Here is a 12,612-nt window from a genome sequence, read left to right as displayed (position 1 = left end):
CTCAAGAGCGTTTAAACCGCTTCAGCATATGGCGCCGATGGTCTTGGCCGCCGAAGAAAACGGCGACGATGTGGACGGTTCGGGAGTCGTCGTTGACGATGAAATAAAATATGGCCCGGTTCTTCGTCACCTGCCGCAAGCCAGGGCGGAGGTCGAACAATTGAGTGCCTTGGTGTGGCATTTGTCCCAGCGCCCTCATATCGGCTCCTATCGTGCCGATACGTTGTGTCGCTCTTTGGAATGCATCCTGCAACGGCTCCCCAAGCGCATTGTACGAGTCGATAAGATGCCTGAAAATAAACAGAAGATCTCGATCGACTTCGGCCGAGCGAATGATCTCATAGACCATAGGCTTTTTTCTGTTCCGCAATCATTGCGCCGATCCGCCTATCGCTCTCTTCCATCGTCACGAACTCGCCATTCATACGCTCATCGATCAGTTGCTTTAAGGCCGCAAGCTCGGCATCCTTCAATTCTGTCTCTTCGCGCACAAGCTCCAGGCCGCGCTGAACGACAGCGCTCAGGCTTGCATACCGGCCGTCTTCGACAAGTTTGCGGGCGAAACTATCTTGTTGATCGGAAATGGAAACGGAAGCTTTGACAGACATTGTCGGTCTCCTTTTCAGCCAAGATACTACTGGGTAGTATCGCGGTCAATTCTAATATCTTTTGGAAGGGTGTGATGTCGGACAAAACCGTGAAAGATTGGGAGCAGCTTGCCGAGAAGGAGCTGAAGGCTTCGCCGGAAACGCTCGTCTGGCACACGCCCGAAGGCATCGACATCAAGCCGCTCTATACGGCGGAAGATCTCGAGGGTATCGATCACCTCAATTCGCTGCCGGGCATGAAACCCTTCGTGCGCGGCCCGCGCGCCACCATGTATGCCGGCCGGCCCTGGACGATCCGCCAATATGCCGGTTTCTCGACCGCCGAAGCCTCGAACGCCTTCTATCGCCGCAATCTCGCCGGCGGCCAGAAGGGCCTCTCCGTCGCCTTCGACCTCGCCACCCATCGCGGCTACGACAGCGACCATCCGCGCGTCGAGGGCGATGTCGGCAAGGCCGGTGTCGCGATCGATTCGGTCGAGGACATGAAGATCCTGTTCGACGGCATTCCGCTGAAGGACATGTCGGTCTCGATGACCATGAACGGCGCGGTCATCCCGATCCTCGCCTCCTTCATCGTCGCCGGCGAGGAGCAGGGCTGTTCGCGGGCCGAACTGTCGGGCACGATCCAGAACGACATCCTCAAGGAGTTCATGGTCCGCAACACCTATATCTATCCGCCCGAGCCCTCGATGCGGATCGTCGCCGACATCATCGAATATACGGCCAAGGAAATGCCGAAGTTCAATTCGATCTCGATATCCGGCTACCATATGCAGGAAGCGGGCGCGACGCTGGTCCAGGAACTCGCCTTCACGCTGGCCGACGGCCGCGAATATGTCCGTGCCGCGCTTGCCAAGGGCCTCAGCGTCGACGAGTTCGCCGGCCGGCTGTCCTTCTTCTTCGCGATCGGCATGAACTTCTTCATGGAAGCGGCCAAGCTGCGCGCCGCCCGGCTGCTCTGGTCGCGGATCATGGAGGAGTTCAAGCCGCAGAAGTCTTCGTCGCTGATGCTGCGCACCCACTGCCAGACGTCGGGCGTGTCGCTGCAGGAGCAGGACCCCTATAACAACGTCATCCGCACGGCCTATGAGGCGCTGTCGGCGGTGCTCGGCGGCACCCAGTCGCTGCACACCAATGCGCTCGACGAGGCGATGGCGCTGCCGACCGATTTTTCCGCCCGCATTGCCCGCAATACCCAGCTCATCCTGAACCACGAGACCGGCATCACCAAGGTCGTCGATCCGCTCGCCGGCTCCTATTACGTCGAGAGCCTCACCAGCGAGCTTGCCGAAAAGGCCTGGGCACTGATCGAGGAAGTCGAGGCCATGGGCGGCATGACCAAGGCGGTCGCCGATGGCCTGCCGAAACGGCTGATCGAGGAGGCCGCCACTCGTCGCCAGGCCGCGGTCGACCGCGGCGAGGAAATCATCGTCGGCGTCAACAAATACCGGCTGGAAAACGAGGACGAGATCGACATTCTCGCCATCGACAACACCGCCGTGCGCAACGGCCAGATCAAGCGGCTGGAAGAAGTGCGCCGTCAGCGCGATCCGAAGCGCGTGGCGGCGGCGCTTGCCGTGCTGGAGGAAGCCGCTGAAACCGGCGAGGGAAACCTGCTGGAAGTGGCGATCGAAGCCGCCCGCGCCCGCGCCACCGTCGGTGAAATCTCCGACGCGATGCGGCAAGCCTTCGGCGATCATTCCGCCGTGCCGGAAGTGGTCAGCGATATCTATGGACCCGCCTATGAGGACGATCCGGAATACAAGACGATCGTCTCGCGGCTCGGCAGCTACGCTCAAACGCTCGGCAGCAAGCCGAAGATCATGGTCGCCAAGCTCGGCCAGGACGGACACGACCGCGGTGCCAAGGTGATCGCATCCGCCTTTGGCGATATCGGTTTCGAGGTTCTCGCCGGCCCGCTGTTCCAGACGCCCGAGGAGGCGGCGGATCTAGCGGTGAAGGAGAAGGTCCAGGTCGTCGGCATGTCGTCGCTCGCCGCCGGCCACAGGACGCTCGCGCCCCAGCTCGTGGAAGCCCTGAAAGCAAAGGGCGCCGAAAACGTCATCGTCGTGGTCGGCGGCGTCGTACCGCGGCAGGACTACGACTACCTGATGAGCCAAGGCGTCGCCGCCGTCTTCGGCCCCGGCACCAATGTGCTGGATGCCGCCAACTCCATCATCGACCTCCTGGAGGGCAAGCGGCGGAATATCTGACAGTCACTTTGCCGCCAGCATGGCTTTCGCGCTGTCGGCATCGGTGATCAGCACGTTGGCAAGCCCGCTCTGCGCCACCGCCTGCAGGATTTTGTGCTTGTGCGGCCCGCCTGACGCGACGATGCGGCAGCCGATCCGGCGAAAGTCCTCCATCTCGGGCGCCAGCACCTGGCGGTTCAGCGGGTGGTCGATCTCCTTGCCCGTGGCGTCGAGATAACGGCCCATCAGGTCGCCGACCGCGCCGGCTTTCCTGAGGATCTGTTCGGTCATGCCTTCGGGCAGCCCGTAGCGCACCTGCAGCGACTGCTGGGATACGTCGCCGACGCTGAGGTAAGCGACATCCACCTCGCAGATCTGCCTGAACGTCCGCTGGAACACCGCCTGTGAGATGATCGCATCGCGCGATTCCGGGCTCTCGGCATAGATCGGCGCCACGAAATAGCGGCACTGGGCGTTCAGCACCTGCGCGAAGCCGCGCACGATCTCGAACGTGTTGATCTCTGACCCCTGGGTGAGGCCGCCCATCATCGAGCGCACCTTGATCTGCGGTTCGTTGAGCGAGGGAATGTGCTGGATCGTCTCGCGCAGCGTCGAGCCCCAGCCGACGCCGATCGAGGCGGGTTTCTGCGTCTGGATCAGCCGCCCGAGAAAGCCGGCCGCCCCGCGCCCAAGCACCGAATGCAGCAGGGCCGTATCGCCCGGCGTCGGGATGACGACTGCGTCGAGCAGCCCGAAGCGCTTGCGCAGCTTGGTTTCCAGCTCCACGCTTTCCGCCAGCACGGAATCGAAGCTGATCCGCACGACGCCCGTTTCCAGCGCTTCCGAGAGGATCTCGTTCACTCGCCGCCGGGTGATGTTCATCCGCTCGGAGATCTGCTGCTGGGTAAGCCCCTCCACGTGATAGAGCCACGCGGCCCGCACCATCAATTCACGCTGCTCCATATCCCACCAATCAAAATATCAAATGTCACATCGACGTAACATATGTAACTTAACCCATGCCCGCCATGGCTAACCCAGACTGATGGAGATGGCCAGAACCGAAACAGGGCGGGTCGTGTGAAAGACCCGAATATCGAGGGATCCGAAACATGGCTTCGACATATGTGAAATCGCTCCCGGCCTTCTCGCCGCCGGTGCGCTGCTGATCGGCGCGACGGGTGGGACCGCGGCCGACCGCGTCAAGATCGAGTGGTGGTATGCGATCTCCGGCAAGCTCGGCGATACCGTCCAGCAGCTGATCTCCGACTTCAACAAGTCGCAGGACAAGTACGAGGTCGTCGGCACCTTCAAGGTAATGACGAAGAGACCATGGTCGATCCCGGTCGCCGATGCCCAGCCGGCCTGGAACATCGCCATGGCCGCTTCCTTTTTTGTGATGGCGCCGCCCGCTCTCGTCATCCTTCTGATGCAACGCTGGTTCACCAAGGGCCTGGTGGATTCCAGCAAATAGAAAAGAGGTATTTCCAATGACCAATCCCATCATCGTCGGCCATCGCGGCGCCCGCAATCTCTGGGCCGAAAACAGCCTGACCGGCTTCCGCAACCTGCTCGACCTCTCCGTCGAATCGGTCGAGTTCGACGTGCATCTGAGCGCCGCCGGCGAACTCCTCGTCATCCACGACGCGACCCTCGATCGCACCACCGAGCGCTCCGGCCGGGTGGCGGATCTTGCCGCCGGCGAATATCGCTCGGTAATCCTCAAGGGCACCGATGAGCACATCCCGACACTCGAAGACGTGCTGGAAATCTACGCACCGACGGGCCTCGAACTGCATGTGGAACTGAAGGCCGATGCCGACGGCAAGCCTTATGAAGGTCTCGAAGCCAAGGCTGCGGCCATGATCGACCGTTTCGGCATTGCGGACAATTCCTTCCTGACCAGCTTCAGCGGCGAAGTCCTGAAGACGATCGGCGAAGTCGCGCCGCATATTCGCCGGCTGTCCTCGCTCAATCACAAGTCCGTCCAGGCTCTCGGCCTGCGCCAGTCCATCGAAGCCATGCTGCAGGTGTCCGACGTGCTGGCGATTGAAAAGGCGCTGCTGCTCGAAGAATGGGAACTGCTCTCCGCGCTCGTCCCGGCCGAAAAGCTCGGTGTCTGGGTTCCGAACGAGCTGGAAGACCTGTCCTTCTGGCTGAAACGGCCGCTGCGCCAGATCACCACCGACCGGCCGGACCTTGCCGTCAAGGCACGCGAGGGACTGTTCGATGCCGCTCATTGATCGAAGAGGTTTTCTGGTGGGCGGACTGGCGACGGCTGCGATCTGGCGGCCGTTGGGGTCCGCGCGTGCGGAAAACTTCAAGACCGATCCCTTCGCTCTCGGCGTCGCCTCCGGCGCGCCGAGGGCCGACAGCGTCGTCCTCTGGACGCGGCTGATCCTGGAGGACACATCGGCTGCCACCTCCGCCGATCCCTTTGCCCCAGCGCCGAAACCTGTCCTTGATCCCATCGATGTGGAATGGATGGTCGCCGAGGACGAGGCTTTTTCAAAGCCGGTCCAATCCGGCCTCTTCCGCGCGGTCCCGGAATTCGCCCATTCGATGCATGTCGAGGTGACGGGTCTTTCGCCCGGCCGCTGGTATTTCTACCGCTTCCGCTCCGGCAATGCGGAAAGCCCGGTCGGCCGCACCCGCACCTCGCCGGCGGACAGCGTCGATACGCTTCGTCTCGCCTTCGCCTCCTGCCAGCAATATGAGCAGGGGTTCTACAGCGCTTATGCCGACATGGCCGGCCGCGATCTCGACCTCGTCATCCATCTCGGTGATTACATCTACGAGCGGAGTTATGGCGCGCAACTGGTGCGCAAACACCAGACCGGCGTGCCGTCGATGCTCTACGAATTCCGGGATCGTTACGCGCTCTACAAGTCCGACCCGTTATTGCAGGCGGCGCATGCCGCCTTTCCCTGGCTCGCCGTCTGGGACGACCACGAAGTTACCAACAACTATGCCAACGACCGGGCGCCGGACGCGCCGAACCCGGCGGAATTCCTCGCCCGCCGCCGTGCCGCCTACCAGGCCTGGTTCGAGCACATGCCGGTGCATCCGAGCCTCGCGGCGGGTTTCGATGCGTTGCGCATCTACGATCATTACAGCTTCGGCAACTTGGCTGGCGTGACGCTGCTCGATACGCGACAATACCGCTCGCCCCAACTTGGCGGTTCAGTCGGCGACGACCGGCCGGAGCGGACAATGCTCGGCCCGGCGCAGGAGACGTGGCTCGGCAAGACGCTCGGTGCCAGCCAGGCGAAATGGAATATCATCGCCCAGCAGACGCTGCTTGCCGAGCGCGACACCAAGGCTGGGCCGGCCACCGGCTACAATCTCGACGGCTGGGATGGCTATCGCGCTGCCCGCGGCCGGCTGCTGGAGGCGGTGCAGACCTCGGCGGTCGAGAACCCGCTGATCATCGGCGGCGACCTGCATGCCTTCTACGCGGCCGATGTGAAGCGCGATTTTGCGGACGAGAAGGCTCAGGCGATAGCCAGCGAATTCGTTTGCGGCTCGATCACTTCCGACGCGCCTTCGCAGGCGAGCCTTGCGACCGCGCTTGCCGAAAACCCGCATCTCAAGTTTGCCTCGGACAAGCATGGTTATGCGATCATGCGCCTCAGCGAACGGTCGGCCGAGGTCGATTTCATCGGTATCGCCCACCGCAAGCAGCAGAATTCCCCTACTGCCGTTTTCCAGAGTTTTGCCGTCGCCGACGGTGCAGCCGGCGTCAATCGGCTTTGATGCCTCATCTCAAGTTGGACTTTCATGCAGATAGATCTCCTGATTTTCGATTGTGACGGTGTCCTGATCAACAGCGAGCCGATCGCCAGCCGCACGCTTGCCAAGGCCCTGCAGGATGCCGGTGCCGCGATCACCGCCGGAGAGGTGCTGGTCCGCTTCACCGGCAATTCGGCCAGCGCCATCCGCCGCATCTGCACCGAGGAGCTCGGCATCCAAGATCTGGACGCGGTTTTCGAGGCCTGGCATCTCGACATCTATCCGGAATTCGCCCGCTCGCTGGAGCCGATCCCCGGCATCGAGAAGCTTGTCCGTTCGCTGCCGCATCGCAAATGCGTCGCCTCCAACAGCTCGACGGACCGGCTGTCGAAAAGCCTCGGCCTGCTGCCGCTTTGGAACGCCTTTACGCCCTCCATCTTCAGCGCCGACATGGTGGCGCGGCCGAAACCGGCGCCGGATCTCTTCCATTTCTGCGCCGAAACCCTGTCCGCCGATCCGGCCCGCTGCGTTGTCATCGACGACAGCGCCCATGGGATCTCCGGGGCGAGGGCGGCGGGCATGACGGCGATCGGCTTCGTCGATCCGGCGGACCCACGGCCCGGCCGCGTGGAAATCCTGGCGGAAGCCGGAGCCATATTCGTGGCGACTGGCGCCGACGAACTTCAGGAAGCACTCGCCTGCCTGGAAGCGCCGCTCACCGTGGAAGCCTGAGAGGCCACCTCGCCAGCATCCCGAAATAAAAATCGCCGGTGTCATCCGCCTGTAAAACTCCGGCCCTAAGAAACTCCCAGCAAGGTTGCACGGCTGTGCAAAAGGGGGTTCGATGGAGCGGGACGGTTTTCTGGAATTGCGCGGCATCGCCAGCGGTTATGGCGCCACGCAGGTTCTGACCGATATCGACCTGTCGATCGCCAAGGGAGAGTTCGTGGCGCTGCTCGGTTCGTCCGGCTGCGGCAAGACCACGCTTCTGCGCCTGCTCGCCGGTTTCATCGGCCCTTCGGCCGGCGAAGTGAAGGTGCGCCATCGCGACGTGACCTACCTGCCGCCGGACAAACGCAGCATGGCGCTGGTTTTTCAGTCCTATGCGCTCTGGCCGCACATGACGGTGGCGCAGAACATCGGCTACGGTCTGAAACTGAAGGGCGTTCCGCGCTCAGAGATCGCCACCCGCGTCGCCGCCATGCAGTCGCTGCTCGGTCTCGACGGCTTGGAAGCGCGCAAGCCCTCCGCTCTCTCGGGCGGTCAGCGCCAGCGTGTCGCGCTCGGCCGGGCGCTTGCCATCGATCCGGAAATCCTGTTGCTCGATGAGCCGCTGTCGAACCTCGACGCCCGTATCCGCCTGACCGTGCGCCACGAGTTGCGCGCGCTGCAGAAGCGGCTTGGAATCACTGCGATCCACGTCACCCACGACCGCGAGGAGGCCATGGTGATGGCCGACCGGATCGTCATCCTGAACGCCGGCAGGATCGCCCAACAGGGCACGCCTGAAGATGTCTATAACCGTCCCGCTTCGGCCTTCGTCGCAGCCTTCATGGGCGCGGAAAACGTGCTTTTCCTGAACGGCACGCCGCAGGGCGACCAGTTCGCCATCGCCGCCGGCCCGGCCAATGCCGCCGGTGCCGTGCCGCTCCTCGCCCGCCCGCTGGCCGCCGGCCCGGTCGAAGCCCGTTTCCGCCCCGAGGCCGCCCGTCTTTTCCTGGCCGACGAAATCGCCGTGATCGGCCCCGGCATCACCTTCCGGGGCGAGGTTGCTGCCGTCAGCTATCCCGGCGGCCATTGGCGTCATGTGGTGCGGCTCGGGCAGACCGAGATCATGGCCGATGCCGACCAGGCCTTCGAGCCGGGCACCCGCGTCGCCGTGTTTGTGCCGGCCGAGGCACTCTTCCTGTTCAATTCGCCGGAGGCAGTTTCGGCTTTCCCCATTTCCCAGACCTCGTCCGGGAAAGTTCACGGCTGACCTTTCGATACCTCTGCCTTTTCAACTCACGGAGAAGCACCCATGAAGAAGATGTCTTACGCAGCCTTCGCCGTCGCTTTCGCAGCCCTTCCGGTTCATGCCGAAGAGCTGACGGTTGCGACCGCCGGCGACCAGAACATGGTCGATTACATCAACCAGTATCTCGGCCCGCTTTTTGAAAAGACCTATCCGGGCAACACGGTTCGCGCCGTCGGCACCGGCCCCGGCGACGCCGGCTCGCAGAAGATCCTCGAGCGCTTCGACGCCCAGGCTGCGGCGAAGGCCGACAAGTGGGACGTCGACGTGGCTGTCGTCCACGAAAAATTCGTCGGCCCGATGGTTACCAAGAACTATCTCGACAAGTATCGCGGCGATATCGACACCGGCAAGCTGGTCACCCGCGCCAACGCCAAGATGGCGCTCGGTTCGAATGTCGATGGCTACGTCATGCCGATGTTCAACAGCCAGACCGCGATCGCCTACAATCCGGCGCTCGTTCCGAACCCGCCGAAGTCCTATGCGGAACTCGCAGACTGGGCCAAGGCTCATCCGAAGCAGTTCGGTTATAACGGCATCAAGGGCGGCGCGTCCGGCGTCTCGTTCGTCATGGGCTGGATTTATGCCTTCGGTGGCGGCGATGCCAATACCCTGATGAATGGCCCGTTCAAGGAAGAAGAAACCAAGAAGTGGGACGCGGCCTTCAAGAGCCTCGCAGACTTCACCACCAACGCGACGCTGACGCCCGGCAATGCCGGCACGCTCGACCTGTTGTCGCGCGGCGAAATCGCCATGGGCCCAGTCTGGGTCGACATGTTCTACTCCTGGCAGGCCAACGGCCAGCTTCCGCCGACCATGAAGCTGGTCCTGCCGGCTCCGGGCATGCCGGGCCAGCCGATGCACTACGTCATGCCGGAAAAGGCGGCCCACAAGGCTCTGGCCGAGAAGTTCATCGCTCTCGCCACCAGCCCGAAGGTCCAGGCCGAAGGCATCGTCAAGCGCTTCAACTGGTATCCGGGCATCGACGCCGACAACGTTAAGAAGGAACTCGACGACGCCACCTGGAACAAGCTGTTCGTCGACATCTCGCCGGCCGATCTCGCCGCCAAGGGCAAACCCTTCCCGATCGCGCCTTACAACACCGCGATCCTCGAAGCCTATGAGAAGTCCGTGAAGTAACATTCTGTCTTCTCCCCAGCGGGGAGAAGATGTCCGACAGGACAGATGAGGGGGTAAGCGACGCAGGAGCGCGCGATCGAGCGCAAGCGAGGTCGCATCTGCCGCCCCCCCTCATCCGGCCCTTCGGGCCACCTTCTCCCCGAGGGGAGAAGAGACTGCCCCACATCTCCGAATGGTCGAATGCCATGCCAAAACGCCTCCTCGGTCTCCTTCTCGTGCTGCCGGCACTCGCGGTGATCGCCTTCCTTTTCATCCTGCCGCTGATCATGTCGGCGGTCGGCGCCTTCCAGGTGGAGGGGGCTTTCGGCTGGGGCAATTTCACCAAGACCTTCGACCTCTACACCAAGGACATCATTTTCACCGTCGTGATCGTCAGCCTCTCGACGGTGCTGATCGGCATTGCCTCGATCGCGATCGGCGGCTACCTGACGCTCGGCGAACATCCGGTCGCGGTGGCGATCCTGCGCTGGCTCTATCGCTGGCCGATGTTCATTCCCTTTATCGTCGTCGGCCAGATTCTCCGCACCTTCCTCTCCAAGAACGGCATGATGAACAACACTTTCATCAATCTCGGCCTGCTGACGCCGCTCGATGCGGTGAGCTTTCTCGACTGGCGCGGCATCGTCATCGCCTTCGTCTGGAAGCAGACGCCGTTCGTGGCATTGCTCGTCGCCGGCGCCATGGCTTCCATCAATCGCGACACGATCGAGGCGGCCCGCAATCTCGGCGCCTCGCGGCTGAGGCTGCTCCTGGAAATCGTCGTGCCGCAGGTGGCGATGACGCTGACCGTCGGCCTCATCCTCTCCTTCGTCACCATGATGTCGGTTCTGTCCGTGCCGCTGATGATCAATGCCCAGTCGCCGACCATGCTGACCGCCGACATCGCCTTCCGGGTCAATTCCTACGGGGATTACGGCGTGGCCAATGCGCTCGGCCTGATCTCGCTCGTGCTCGCCGCCTCCGTCGCATGGATCTACCTGCGCGCCAGCCTCAAGGAGCGCGCATGACAGCCGCCCGCAATCCTCTCGCTGCCCTCTGGTGGGTGCCACGCGGCATCATCTTCGGGCTGATGGCCTTCTTCATCTTCGGGCCGCTCTTCAACCTCCTGCTCTGGACGGTGGCGGAGAAGTGGTATTTCCCCCACAGCCTGCCGCTGGAATATGGCTTCAGCTCCTGGGCAAAAGTGTTCGCGCCGCGCGGCGGGGCGATGGAATCGCTGACCAACTCGCTGATCGTGGCCCTGCTGACCGTCGTCGTTTCGCTGTTGCTGGCGATCCCGGCGGGTTACGCGCTGGCCCGGCTGAAATTGCCGTTCCGCGGCCTCATCCTGCTCGCCTTCCTCATTCCGCAGGCTTTCCCGAACTTGACGGTTTACGTCAACGTCGCCCGCATCTTCTACGAGATCAGGCTCAACGGCACGATTCCCGGCGTCGTGCTGGTGCACGTCTCGCATGGCCTGGTCTATGCGGTCTGGATCGCGACGGCCGCCTTCTCGGCGATCGACGCGGAGCTCGAGCAGGCGGCGCGCAATATCGGCGCCGGCGCCTTCCGGGCCTTCCTCGACGTGACGCTGCCGCTCGCAGCACCCGGCCTGATGGCAAGCGCCATCTTTGTTTTCCTGGAATCGCTCGACGAATTCACCGGCAGTTATTTCGTCGGCGCGCCGGATGTAAACATGCTGCCGTTGCTGCTTTATACGACCGCTGCCGGCGGCAATTATCAGATCGCATCGATCACTGCCCTCTTGCTGCTCGTTCCCTCCCTGGTGTTCATGTTGATCGTAGAGCGATTCCTGAAGGCGGACGTCCTTTCGCGCGTGGGGCATTGAGGAAAGCATGAAGGACGAAAAACGCATGCGCTTTGTCAGCGCCGAACAGGTCGCCCGCCTCGCCGGTGTCTCCCGTTCGGCCGTCTCCCGCACGTTCACGCCGGGTGCCAGCGTTGCGCCGGCAACGCGGGAAAAGGTGCTGCGGGCGGCGGAAGAGCTCGGCTATCACGTCAACGACCTGGCGCGCGGCGTGCTCGCCAACCAGAGCCGGCTCGTCGGCATCGTCGCGACCAAGCCGGAACTCGGTTTCCGTGCCCATCTGACCGCGGCGCTTGCCAAGGCGCTGATCCAGCGTGGCAGCATCCCGATCCTTATCAATACCGGGCAGGCGGAAGAAGAACTGCTGGCGGCCCAGAAGATGCTGATCGGCCACCGCGCCGAAGCGACGATCATCCTTTCCGGATCGCCGCCCGCAAGCTTTTTCGAACTTGCCCAGCGCAACGGCCAGCCGCTGGTGGTGATCGGCCGCTCGGAGCCGGATGCCGACCATGTCCGCGCCGGCAATTCCGAGGCCTCGCGCAAGGCCGCCAATGCGTTCGCGGCTGCCGGGCGTCGGCACCTTGCCGTCGTCGGCTCACAGTCGGAGACGCCGAGCATCGTCGAGAGGGAAAATGCCTTCATGTCGGCGGCGCGGGCAGCCGGCGTCGAGGTCCAGTCCGCCAAGGGCCCGGATTCCGACTACGACAGCGGCATAACGGCCGCCCGCGAACTGTTTGCCGGCGGCGCGCGCCCGGACGCCGTGTTCTGCGCCAACGACCAGATCGCCTTCGGGGTGATGGATTTCATCCGCATCGAGGCGAAGCTGCGCATTCCCGAGGATGTGGCGGTGATCGGGTTCGACGACGTGCCGGAAGCGGCATGGCTGAGTTATGGCCTCACAACCTTCCGCCAGGACCCGATCACCATGGCGCTTCGGGCCGTCGAGCTTCTGGAACGGCGCCTCGAAAACCCGGAAGCTTTGCCGGGTTACGAGCGGGTGATCCCCGAACTGGTGGTGCGAAAGAGCTTCGTTCCAGCTTAGCGCAATGCTCATTTGCCGTCATCCTCGGCCTTGAGCCGAGGATCTGCGGTCGGTCCATGAGATCAACCGGTGTAGAT

13 protein-coding genes are annotated in these 12,612 nt (G+C 63.0%); 9 read left to right on the top strand and 4 right to left on the bottom strand.

Going from position 1 to position 12,612, the window contains the following annotated elements:
- Nucleotide 1 precedes the first annotated feature (1 nt).
- Both ACZ9EJ_RS18325 and ACZ9EJ_RS18320 read right to left on the bottom strand, forming a co-directional pair.
- Complete coding sequence (locus tag ACZ9EJ_RS18325) at nt 2-349, bottom strand: type II toxin-antitoxin system RelE/ParE family toxin (RefSeq protein ID WP_046641215.1); 348 nt, start codon at nt 347-349, stop codon at nt 2-4.
- On the bottom strand, nt 339-608 hold the full coding sequence (locus ACZ9EJ_RS18320) for a ribbon-helix-helix domain-containing protein (protein ID WP_046641214.1): 270 nt from the start codon (nt 606-608) through the stop codon (nt 339-341). The genes ACZ9EJ_RS18325 and ACZ9EJ_RS18320 overlap by 11 nt, the downstream gene beginning before the upstream one ends.
- Before the next feature lie 74 nt (nt 609-682).
- Between ACZ9EJ_RS18320 and scpA the strand changes: the two genes are divergently transcribed.
- On the top strand, nt 683-2,821 hold the full coding sequence (gene scpA, locus ACZ9EJ_RS18315; RefSeq protein ID WP_046641213.1) for a methylmalonyl-CoA mutase: 2,139 nt from the start codon (nt 683-685) through the stop codon (nt 2,819-2,821).
- A 3-nt stretch (nt 2,822-2,824) separates the two neighbouring features.
- On the opposite strand, the gene ACZ9EJ_RS18310 is transcribed toward scpA, so the two are convergent.
- Both ACZ9EJ_RS18310 and ACZ9EJ_RS18305 read right to left on the bottom strand, forming a co-directional pair.
- Nucleotides 2,825-3,763, bottom strand: a complete 939-nt coding sequence (locus ACZ9EJ_RS18310) for a sugar-binding transcriptional regulator (protein WP_046641211.1) — start codon at nt 3,761-3,763, stop codon at nt 2,825-2,827.
- A gap of 49 nt (nt 3,764-3,812) precedes the next feature.
- Nucleotides 3,813-4,307, bottom strand: a complete 495-nt coding sequence (locus ACZ9EJ_RS18305) for a hypothetical protein (protein WP_251090356.1) — start codon at nt 4,305-4,307, stop codon at nt 3,813-3,815.
- On the opposite strand from ACZ9EJ_RS18305, the gene ACZ9EJ_RS18300 reads away from it, so the two are divergent.
- The 8 genes from ACZ9EJ_RS18300 to ACZ9EJ_RS18265 all read left to right on the top strand — a co-directional run bounded on the left by ACZ9EJ_RS18300 (nt 4,291) and on the right by ACZ9EJ_RS18265 (nt 12,535).
- Nucleotides 4,291-5,043, top strand: coding sequence for a glycerophosphodiester phosphodiesterase family protein (locus ACZ9EJ_RS18300; protein ID WP_046641209.1), 753 nt, complete (start codon nt 4,291-4,293; stop codon nt 5,041-5,043). The genes ACZ9EJ_RS18305 and ACZ9EJ_RS18300 overlap by 17 nt on opposite strands.
- Nucleotides 5,030-6,556: an alkaline phosphatase D family protein gene (locus tag ACZ9EJ_RS18295; RefSeq protein WP_046641208.1), complete on the top strand. Its 1,527-nt coding sequence runs from the start codon at nt 5,030-5,032 to the stop codon at nt 6,554-6,556. Before ACZ9EJ_RS18300 ends, ACZ9EJ_RS18295 begins: the two co-directional genes overlap by 14 nt.
- Nucleotides 6,557-6,580: 24 nt before the next feature.
- The gene (locus ACZ9EJ_RS18290) at nt 6,581-7,264 is read left to right on the top strand and encodes an HAD family hydrolase (RefSeq protein ID WP_046641207.1); all 684 of its coding nucleotides are present in this window, start codon (nt 6,581-6,583) and stop codon (nt 7,262-7,264) included.
- A gap of 112 nt (nt 7,265-7,376) precedes the next feature.
- Nucleotides 7,377-8,510, top strand: a complete 1,134-nt coding sequence (locus ACZ9EJ_RS18285) for an ABC transporter ATP-binding protein (protein ID WP_046641205.1) — start codon at nt 7,377-7,379, stop codon at nt 8,508-8,510.
- 42 nt (nt 8,511-8,552) lie between these two features.
- Nucleotides 8,553-9,686 carry an ABC transporter substrate-binding protein gene (locus tag ACZ9EJ_RS18280; protein ID WP_046641203.1) on the top strand — a complete coding sequence of 378 codons (1,134 nt, stop codon included), beginning with the start codon at nt 8,553-8,555 and terminating at the stop codon, nt 9,684-9,686.
- 185 nt (nt 9,687-9,871) lie between these two features.
- A complete protein-coding gene (locus tag ACZ9EJ_RS18275) occupies nt 9,872-10,693 on the top strand; it encodes an ABC transporter permease (RefSeq protein ID WP_038547632.1) in 822 nt (273 codons plus the stop codon).
- On the top strand, nt 10,690-11,514 hold the full coding sequence (locus tag ACZ9EJ_RS18270; RefSeq protein ID WP_046641202.1) for an ABC transporter permease: 825 nt from the start codon (nt 10,690-10,692) through the stop codon (nt 11,512-11,514). The genes ACZ9EJ_RS18275 and ACZ9EJ_RS18270 overlap by 4 nt, the downstream gene beginning before the upstream one ends.
- 7 nt (nt 11,515-11,521) lie before the next feature.
- Nucleotides 11,522-12,535, top strand: a complete 1,014-nt coding sequence (locus ACZ9EJ_RS18265; RefSeq protein ID WP_046641201.1) for a LacI family DNA-binding transcriptional regulator — start codon at nt 11,522-11,524, stop codon at nt 12,533-12,535.
- Nucleotides 12,536-12,612: the final 77 nt, after the last annotated feature.

The organism is Neorhizobium sp. USDA 3394 (assembly GCF_056280385.1).
Note: the sequence above shows the minus strand (reverse complement) of the source record. Positions and strands in the feature narration are given on the sequence as shown.

Bases quoted from the DNA above. Each gene is read 5' to 3' on its own strand.
- ACZ9EJ_RS18280 (WP_046641203.1), top strand. From the start codon at position 8,553: ATGAAGAAGATGTCTTACGCAGCCTTCGCCGTCGCTTTCGCAGCCCTT.
- ACZ9EJ_RS18295 (WP_046641208.1), top strand. From the start codon at position 5,030: ATGCCGCTCATTGATCGAAGAGGTTTTCTGGTGGGCGGACTGGCGACG.
- ACZ9EJ_RS18310 (WP_046641211.1), bottom strand. From the start codon at position 3,763: ATGGAGCAGCGTGAATTGATGGTGCGGGCCGCGTGGCTCTATCACGTG.
- ACZ9EJ_RS18265 (WP_046641201.1), top strand. From the start codon at position 11,522: ATGAAGGACGAAAAACGCATGCGCTTTGTCAGCGCCGAACAGGTCGCC.
- ACZ9EJ_RS18270 (WP_046641202.1), top strand. From the start codon at position 10,690: ATGACAGCCGCCCGCAATCCTCTCGCTGCCCTCTGGTGGGTGCCACGC.
- ACZ9EJ_RS18290 (WP_046641207.1), top strand. From the start codon at position 6,581: ATGCAGATAGATCTCCTGATTTTCGATTGTGACGGTGTCCTGATCAAC.
- scpA (WP_046641213.1), top strand. From the start codon at position 683: ATGTCGGACAAAACCGTGAAAGATTGGGAGCAGCTTGCCGAGAAGGAG.
- ACZ9EJ_RS18300 (WP_046641209.1), top strand. From the start codon at position 4,291: ATGACCAATCCCATCATCGTCGGCCATCGCGGCGCCCGCAATCTCTGG.
- ACZ9EJ_RS18325 (WP_046641215.1), bottom strand. From the start codon at position 349: ATGGTCTATGAGATCATTCGCTCGGCCGAAGTCGATCGAGATCTTCTG.
- ACZ9EJ_RS18320 (WP_046641214.1), bottom strand. From the start codon at position 608: ATGTCTGTCAAAGCTTCCGTTTCCATTTCCGATCAACAAGATAGTTTC.
- ACZ9EJ_RS18305 (WP_251090356.1), bottom strand. From the start codon at position 4,307: ATGATGGGATTGGTCATTGGAAATACCTCTTTTCTATTTGCTGGAATC.
- ACZ9EJ_RS18285 (WP_046641205.1), top strand. From the start codon at position 7,377: ATGGAGCGGGACGGTTTTCTGGAATTGCGCGGCATCGCCAGCGGTTAT.
- ACZ9EJ_RS18275 (WP_038547632.1), top strand. From the start codon at position 9,872: ATGCCAAAACGCCTCCTCGGTCTCCTTCTCGTGCTGCCGGCACTCGCG.